Raw genomic sequence first — 6,498 nt, forward strand, 5'->3', positions numbered from 1 at the left:
GCCGGCGGCGTCCACCCAGACCATGCCGACGGCCTTGCGCTCCTCGGCATCGGCCGGTTGCGCCCCGACGGCGCCGCCGGCCCGCCCGGTGTACGACGCCGTGTCGGCCGCGTCCTTCGGCGTTCCGGTGGCGGTCAGATAGTGGTCCCCCTGGGTGGGCAGGGTCAGCCGGATCGCGAAGCTGCCCGTGTGGTCCGCGGTCACGGTCCGGGTGCGCGCACCGTTGTCGTCGATGGTGATCGTGCTGCCCGGCGCGAAGCCGCAGCTGCTGAAGAGCACCGACCCGCCCGCCAGGACCCGTTCAGGGCCGACCGAGGCGAAGCTGACCGGACCGGCGCAGTCGGGAAGCTGGTCCTGTAGCTGCTGGGCGGTGGCCGGTGACCCCAGCGTCGCGCTGAGGGTCAGGCCGCCGCCGAGCAGCAGGGTGAGGGCGACTACCCGGAAGTTCATGGAGGTACTCCTCCTGCCGCGGTCTCGTCAGGGGCAGGTGCTGCCAGGGGCAGGTGACGTGAGGACTACGTAGCGGGGGCTACGCAGCGGGGGCTACGTAGAGGGGGCTACGTAGCGGGACGAGTGAGGGACGACGTGAGGGACGGCAGGGGGCTCGGCGTGACCGGCTCACCGCCCTGGGCCGCATCCGATGGATCTTCGACCGCGTGGGCTGCGTTCGGGCAGCCACTCGCCGTCAGATCTCCGTCGGACACGGCCTGGGCGGCGGTTGTCAGCCGGCGCGGACCGGGATGATCGCAACGGTGACCCGCAGCCGCCCGCTGGGGGCCTGGCCGACGGCGGTGAGCCTGAGCACACCGCGCGTGGGCGGGGCCGTCAGCGTGGCCAGGATGAGGCCATCGCCGTCCGCGGTCGTGCTCCCGTAGTACTGGAAGTTGCTGTAGAGCTGGACGGTCGAGCCGGGAGCGTAACCACATCCACCGAAAGTGAAGGACGCGTTGGTTACGACCGGGCTCGGTGTCACCGTGCCTCTGTCCAGGAAGCCGGTGCACCGGAAGGGGGGCGGATAGGGCTGGGCGACGGCCGGGGACGCCGATGTCACGCCGAGCGCCAGCAGACAGCCGGCGGCGAGCAGAGCCGCTCCCAATCGACGGAATCTCATGGATGTACTCCCACTGTCGGGTCTGCTGGTATAAGCAGCCTGAACATGAACACTGTCAGCTTATAGATCGCTACTTTCCGTGTCTATGCTACTCGGCGTGTCATCTGGGATTCTGTGACCATGGGGCGACAGAACGTATACCTGATGTGGTGACGGTTTCAGGGACGGCGAGTGGCTGCGGCCGCAGGAGCAGGACCGGCCTGGCCACCGGTTCCCAGATCCGCAGCACCAGCGTGCGGGTCTGCCCGCGGTCGACCGACAGCGGCGTCGAAAGCACCGGATGGCCCCGCTCGACGCCACGGCGCAGGTGGACGGGAAGCCCGTCCAGGGTGGCCGCCTGTAGCCCGCTGCCCACGCCGGTGTACACCGCCAGCGACAGCAGGTTCTGCGCGTCCGGGTTGCCCGCCGGGGGTGCGCCCTGCCCGAGGGGCCCGGGCGGACCGGCGCCGGGCGGACCCGCGCCAGGCTGACCGGGAACAGGCTGGTCGCTCCGGTTGCGGACGTAGGCGCTCAGCCCGGCCGGTGCCGCGTTCGTGACCCGTATCGTGATCGTTACGTCCGCGGAGCCGTCGGGACGACGGACACTGCGGTAGTCGGTGCCGCGCCGCAGCCAGTAGTCGAGTTTGCCGGCCGCGGCATTCTGCGTCACCACCGCGAGATAAGGGCCGTCACCATCGGGGAGCGCGCCGCCCAACGCGGTCGTCGCAAGGATTCCCTGTTCCGCCGGATGGTTGCTGGATACCAGCAGACGCCCTTCGGTGGCGGCCCGCCCCAGCGCGGACAGCAGCGCCGAGGTGTTTCCCGCGTCGGACGCGGCCGCGTCGTAGACGGCCCGCCCCACGGCGGCGAAGAAGTCGTCCCGCTGCCGGGCGTCGCCGATCTCGGCGTACGCCCGTGACTCCACGAGCTCGACGAGCGAGCCGGCCGGGACGCTCCGCCCGCCCGGCAGGACCGCCGGCCTCGTCGCGGCCAGCAGATAGGACAGCGTCGTCGGATCGACACTGACCGTCCCGTCGACGCGCACACCCGTGCCCGCCTGGTAGAGCGCCGTGTAGAAGCTGCCGACGGTCGGGTAGTGCGGGGTGAGGTTGGCGTTGGCCCAGACCTGGGTCGGCCACGCGTCCGCGTACATGTTCTCGAGCTCGGGCGGGAGCGCCATGGCCGGCACCCGCTGGGTCGGCCCGCCGGGCAGGTGGCCGTTGCCGGAGATGCCGGTGAGCTCAAGCCTGCCGTTGACGGCGGTCAGCAGGCCGAAGGCCCCGATGATGCCCCCGGTGGCCCGGGACTCGGCCGGGTTCTGGACGACCAGCAGGTAGTGGCGCGGCCCGTCGGCGCCCATCATCGGCGGCACCAGCCGGGTCGCCAGCTCCAGCGTGGCGGCGGCGCGCTCGAGCCGTTCGGCGTGGCGCAGACCCTTCTGGCGGGCGTCGGCGAGCCCGAGGCGGGCTCCGGTCGCCCCGCAGCCCGGCGTCGCCGCGAGCCGCCGGCGGAACTGGCTGATCGCGGCATGCGTGGACGCGGCGGCCGGCCGGGCGGCCGCGATCCGGCCGGTGTCGATGGTGGTGCCGGTGCGCAGGGCGTCCAGGTCGAGGACGGATCCGGTGGGGTCCAACAGGGCGCGCGAGTCCTGGAGCAGCTGGTCCAGCGCGGTCACCAGGGAGCGGACGGAGCGGCTGGGGCAGCCGACCGCCGGGACGTGGCCGGCCAGCGCCCACAGCGGGTCGCCGGTCAGCTCCCGGGCGGCCGCGGTTTCCGTGGCGATCATGTTCACCCGGGCGCGCAGCGCGTCACCGGACGGCTTGTCGCCGGCCTGCAGCGCCTGGTCCAACGCGGCGATCTCGTTCTGGGCGGTCCGCAGATGCGATCGCGCGAGCAGGCCGCGTACCGCCGTCCATGACACCGCCAGCGCCAGGAGCAGCACGAACACGGCGATGCCGAGCAGCGGCAGCCGCGCCCTGCCCAGCCGCCGCCGGGCCCGCTCCAGCGGCGGAGGCTGCTCCGCGTCCGCGGCCTGGGCCGGAGGCGTGGTCACCGTCGACGCGGCTCCGGCCCGGGCGACAGCCGCGGCCCAGAGGGCGGCTCGGGCCCGGCGGCGGCCGCGGCCACCGTCACGAGCGGGAACTCTCGCCTTTTAGCAACCTTCTGCTTCTTCATGACTCCGCAGCGTAATAACTGCGGATGGTGCGTGTACAGACCGGCTCTGCGCCGGTTGCTGCCTCTGGTTGCTTTCAGCTATGTTGTCATGGATTGTCCATATTGTCACGGATTGCCGCGACGTCCTGACGGGCTATGCGTGGTGGTCGGCCCGGTGGGCCGGTGGGGTGTGAGTGGACGCGCTCGCCTGGTCGCGGGGGCTGTCCTCCTCGTCCGCGGGGGTGATGACCTCGGCGGGCACGGGAGTGTTGCGGATCTCCTCGATCTCCTCGGCCGACTCCACCGAGACCTTCGGCAGTATCCGGTCCAGCCAGGACGGCAGCCACCAGTTCGCCTTCCCGAACAGGTGCATGAGCGCGGGCACCAGCAGCGCCCGGACGATGAACGCGTCGATGAGGACGGCCACCGCGAGCCCGAGGCCGAACAGTTTGATCACCCGGTCGGCCCCGAGGATGAAGGACGCGAAGACAAGAGTCATGATCGCGCCAGCGGCGGTGATCACGCGGCCGGTCTCGGCCTGCCCGAGGGAGACCGCGATCCGGTTGTCCCGGCGCACGAGCCACTCCTCGTGGATCCGGCTGACCAGGAACACCTCGTAGTCCATGGACAGCCCGAAGAGGATGGCGAAGAGCATCACGGGCAGGAAGGGCTCGACCGGGCCGCCCTTGACCCCGATGAGGCTCGCGAGCCATCCCCACTGGAAGATCGCGACGATCACCCCGAACGCCGAGCCGACCGCCAGCAGGTTCATCACCGACGCGGTCAGCGGTACGACGACACTGCGGAACACCGCCATCAGCAGCAGGAAGGCCAGCGCCACGACCACTCCCATGAACAGCGGGAGCTTGCTGGTCAGGACGTCGGAGAAGTCCTGGTAGGTCGCGGTCACACCGCCGATCTTGATGTCCAGGGCGGTGCCCGCGGTCACCCGCGGGATGGTCGTCTCGCGCAGCCGCCTGAGCAGCGCGGCGGTCCTGGCGTCCTGCGGGCTGGTGGCCGGGAACAGCGCCACGATCGCGGCCTGCCCGTTCGGGCTCGGCTGTACCGGTGAGACGAAGGCGACCCCTGGCTCGGTGCGCAGTTCGGTGACCACCGTCTCCAGGGCCGTGAGGCCGGCGGGGGAGTGGATCTCCGTGACGAGGCTGAACGGCCCGTTGAACCCGGGCCCGAACCCGCCGACCAGCAGATCGTAGGCGCGCCGGGACGTCTTGGACTGCGATCCGTTGCCTTCGTCGGCCGTGCCCAGCCGCAGCGAGAAGAACGGCAGCGCGGTGATCATGATCAGGGCGGCTGACAGCACGGCGTAGACCGCCGGGCGCCGTTCGATCCGGCGGGCCGAGCGCCACCAGAAGCCGGACGCGTGCTCGGGCTCGGGGCCCATGTGGGCGAGCTTCACCCGCTCGGCCCGCCCGAGCACCTTCATCCCGTAGAAGCTCAGCAGCGCCGGGAGCAGCGTGACCGCGGTGGCCATGGTCAGCGAGACGGCAAGGGCCGCGGAGACCGCGACACCGTAGAGGAAGGTGACCCCGAGCGCGTACATGCCCAGCAGCGCGATGCAGACGGTCATCCCCGCGAACAGGACGGCCCGCCCGGAGGTGTTGATGGCGGTGACGGCCGCCTCCTCCGGGGTCTTGCCCGCCCGCAGGCCGATACGGTGCCGGTTGACGATGAACAGCGCGTAGTCGATGCCCACGCCCAGGCCGATGAGGGTCGCCAGTGTCGGCCCGAACTGGGCGACGGACATCACGTGGGAGACCAGGCCGATGCCGGCCATCCCGACACCGAGCGCGATGACCGCGGCGACCAGGGGCAGCGTCATCGCCAGCAGGGTCCCGAAGGCGATGAACAGGATGATCGCGGCGGCCACCACCCCGAGCAGTTCGCTGGTGTTCTGCTGCGGCTGTTCGACGATGGCGACCGCGGTCCCGCTCATCTCGACCTGCAGCGCCCCGCTGTCGGCAGCGCGGGCGGTGTCGATGATCGCTTTGAGGTCGGAGCGGGGGATGTCGACGGCCTGGTCGTCCAGCGCGACCGTGGCGTAGGCGGTCCGGCCGTCCCGGGTGAACTGGCCGACGCCCGGCGGGTCGTACGGGCTGATCACGGCGACCACGTGTGGCAGGCGCGCGACCCGCTCGAGCATCGGGACGACGTCGGCTTCGAGCAGCGGGTTGTAGAGGGTGCCCGTGCGGGCGTGCAGCACGATGCTCGCGGTCTCGCCGGCGGCGGCGGGGAACTCCCGTTCGAGCAGGTCGATCGCCTGTTGGGACTCGGTTCCGGGAAGGGAGAAGTTGTTCTTGTAGTCCGTGCCGGCAGCATATGCGGCCGTCCCGAAGCCGAGCAGGGCTGCGAACCACAGCAGCAGGACGATCCAGCGGTGACGGAAGCACCAACGCGCGAGCGATGCCACGGGTTTCCCCCCGGGTCTGGGCCGATGGACGGGTCAGGGTCAGCGCAGAACGCCGGTGTCCCCGGGCGTTCTGGGCGATCGGTCGGTCGGGGTAGTCTACCGATCGGTCAGTAGGAGGGGATATTGTCAGGATGGCTACAGGTTTCCGCTCCGGACCTCCCGCGGAGAGGGGTGCATGGCGACGATGCCCGGTCGCGCGCCGCGTTCTCACGCTGCGGACACACGTGACCGGATCCTTGCCGTCGCCGTACAGCTGTTCAACGAACGAGGTTACGCAGGGACATCAATCCGTGACATTGCACAGCGCCTTGGTATGACGAAGGCCGCTCTCTACTACCACTTCGCGTCCAAGGACATGATTCTGGACGCGGCGGTGCGGCCGTTCGTGGAGGCGTTCGGCCATGTGAGCGATCTCTCGCGCGTTGATCCACCGGTACCGGCTCGGTCGATCATCGAGGGACTGGTCGAGGCGATGGCCGGTCCGGGCGCGCTGCTGTCCGCCTTCGTCGACGATCCGTCAGTGATCTACCGGCGGATCGGCAAGGGTGACATCGCCTCGTACCGGGACGCCATCGTGACCGCCCTGGCCGGGCCGGAGCCCACTCCGTCACGTATCCTGCGGGCCCGCTGCGCGGTCGCCTGTGTGCAGGCAGGCATCTTCGGCGCCGCGCTGGAGCGGCGGACGCTGGCTGCCGCCGGCGCCGGGGCCACCGGCGCCTGCCTCGGGGAGACCTGCCCCGGGGAGGCCGGCGCCGGCCGGCCGCTCGTTCCGGAGGACGTCCGGCGCGAGGTCGTCGAAGCCGCTCTCGGCGCTCTCGGCGCTCTC

The 6,498-nt window shown here is 71.0% G+C and carries 5 protein-coding genes; 1 reads left to right on the top strand and 4 read right to left on the bottom strand.

Annotated features, from left to right (window positions below):
* From AC5LSR_RS20835 to AC5LSR_RS20850, 4 genes are all read right to left on the bottom strand, one after another.
* Positions 1-450 (bottom strand): hypothetical protein (locus AC5LSR_RS20835; protein ID WP_493468869.1); only part of this gene is annotated, 450 nt, incomplete at its 3' end.
* Positions 451-721: 271 nt separating this feature from the next.
* A complete protein-coding gene (locus tag AC5LSR_RS20840) occupies positions 722-1,111 on the bottom strand; it encodes a hypothetical protein (protein ID WP_250284530.1) in 390 nt (129 codons plus the stop codon).
* A 100-nt stretch (positions 1,112-1,211) separates the two neighbouring features.
* A complete protein-coding gene (locus AC5LSR_RS20845; protein WP_250284528.1) occupies positions 1,212-3,143 on the bottom strand; it encodes a DUF4012 domain-containing protein in 1,932 nt (643 codons plus the stop codon).
* 255 nt (positions 3,144-3,398) lie between these two features.
* On the bottom strand, positions 3,399-5,672 hold the full coding sequence (locus AC5LSR_RS20850) for an MMPL family transporter (RefSeq protein WP_250284526.1): 2,274 nt from the start codon (positions 5,670-5,672) through the stop codon (positions 3,399-3,401).
* 184 nt (positions 5,673-5,856) lie between these two features.
* Between AC5LSR_RS20850 and AC5LSR_RS20855 the strand changes: the two genes are divergently transcribed.
* The coding region (locus tag AC5LSR_RS20855; protein ID WP_493468871.1) for a TetR/AcrR family transcriptional regulator at positions 5,857-6,498 on the top strand (642 nt) is incomplete at its 3' end.

The organism is Protofrankia sp. CiP1_Cm_nod4 (assembly GCF_982290645.1).